General features: G+C 53.9%; 1 protein-coding gene. It reads right to left on the reverse strand.

What is annotated here, in order from left to right:
- Positions 1-171 precede the first annotated feature (171 nt).
- The gene (locus OC446_RS30100) at positions 172-1,503 is read right to left on the reverse strand and encodes an adenylate/guanylate cyclase domain-containing protein (RefSeq protein WP_262032551.1); all 1,332 of its coding nucleotides are present in this window, start codon (positions 1,501-1,503) and stop codon (positions 172-174) included.
- Positions 1,504-2,190: the final 687 nt, after the last annotated feature.

Genomic DNA, 2,190 nt, shown 5'->3' on the forward strand with positions numbered 1-2,190 from the left:
GGCTATCCTGGAAAAGGTCGCCCGTGCGAAACAAGCGTTAGAGTCACAACACTAGAGGAAGCTTGCCAGTCGGCTCGCATGAACGCGGCAAGCCGCCTTCATCAAGGTTATGACGCTTCCGATCTGCGCATGACGCATTCGCCAGTAGGATCTTCAGCGAAGCAAGCCCATTTAGATATTGCACGTAGCCGGTTGGGCTTCCCTCTCGGCTCCTTCCCAGATCGCCGTGATATCAGGCAAGTCATGATCTGTTATCCGCCGCGGCAGCCGGTCGAGATGTAGCCGTGTGAGTGCTTGTTCATTCAGAAGGCGCACGAAGCGCTTGGATGCAACGACGTCTAGCCCCTCCTCCTTAGCTCGGCGTTCAATTCGCGACAAAGCATTCATCGCAGGACCTAGGGCCGTGAACTCCGCCCGTATCCCGTCGTCAAAGACTCCGGCCAGAACGTTGCCTGCGTGAAGGGTTGTTATCAACCGGAGCGGTGGAAGTCTAACTTGATCCCGTTGAGCGTTCCACTGCTCCAGATGCGCCCGAATACTTAAGGCTGCGCCTAGGGCATTACTGGCCTGCTCGTTGGTAGTTCCCTCCAGAAAAAGAGCTAGCACACCGTCTCCTATGTATTTGTCGACGAGCCCATGATGCGCTGTCACAGCCCCGTTCACAACCGCGCGCAGATCGAGAAGCCAAGCAAGAACATCGGCGGGGTCATGCCTTTGGGTCAGATTGGAAAAACCGCGAATATCGACGGCCATAAGGCAGACATGGCGCTCCTTCAACTGCTTTCGCTGTCCCGTGCGCAGTATGTCGATTCCACGGCCTCTTGGCACAAAGCGGGCAAAATATGCACGCTCGTGCTGCGCTTTCAGCTTACTTAATAGGGCCTGCCGCATGCGACGTATGCTGAGGATAACAAAGATGGCTGCTGCGGCGAATGCCACCAAGCCAAACAGCTGATGAAGAATTGCCTCGGATGAATGTATTATCTCGGTCGTGGCAAGCTTCCAATAGGCAATCGCCAGCGCACCTGCCCATCCACCCACAACCAACCCGACAAAGGTTAGGGCATGATCATACCGCAGTCGGAAGCTGTTCTGAAGCAGGAAGAGGAAAGCGGGAAGTTGGCTGACGGCGTCGGAGGCATGGTGCGCGTCCTCAAACCTTGCAGGTAAATGCTCCGCGAGAATATAGATTGCCAGAAGGGCATCGAGCAGCGTGGAGATCCACGGCAGCATCCGCTTAAGCGGTTCGAATTGCACCTGCCATGCGACTGCAATGGTACTGAGAGCATAGCCCGCCAGCAATATCCAATGACCCTGATGATGGCCCGGACCATCGTCGAGAAGAGCTGCTGTAACCAGAATACCGAACACGAGAAGGCGTGGCAGAAGTGCGTGGCGCTCGAAGTTTATTGAAAGCCTACTTACTCCATGATGCGAAGTTTCGGAACTGCGATTAATCCAGTTGCTCCAGAAATTAACTATTCGCGGGTAATTATTCGGCATTATACCTCTCTAAATAATAGCAATGCGCCACAGTATGTTCGAGCGCCCAATACTTTTATATACATTGTTTAGCGTCAGAGAGTTGTGCGACCCTTAGTCCATCTTAGCGAATCAACGAAGCGACAAGCGTTGCGGATCGGGATTCTCATATGGCGTAAGTGTCCGACGCTGCTGTCAATAGCTGTCTTCCAATGCTGAGCACAGGTGACATCGCAATATGTTCCAGGCGCGTACTGGTCAGCCCACGTAGTGTACCTCTTGCGAGTGGCAGGCTGGTCCTATCCAATCGTGCTCTGGATTCCCTGTCGCAAGGCACCAAGGTACCGCTCTATTGTGCTTCCCTTCTAAGCCTGGCTGCGTCAACCCGGTGCCAGGAGCCGAAGGAATAGTTTCGGATTGCACCAGTTGAACCTACGACGATAATGAACGACCGATAACATGCAGTTCCAGGGCATAAACCCAAACAAGCATGCGCACACGTAGTAAGATCGATAACAGTCCATGAAGCACTGTCTCGCGTATCATGAATGGCCTTGCACAGCAGCTACGCGGCCTATGAGGGAAGTGGGCCCCACTTCTGACCACCCACATCGTCTTTCACCTTGATGTTATGTCTCGCTCATGCCTCTTTAGTTCACTCGGCGGCCTGGCTGAGCGGCTTGTGCTGAACCTCATGCTGTTCCGGTG

Origin of the sequence: Microvirga sp. Mcv34 (genome assembly GCF_024519725.1) — a bacterium.
Lineage (GTDB): Bacteria > Pseudomonadota > Alphaproteobacteria > Rhizobiales > Beijerinckiaceae > Microvirga.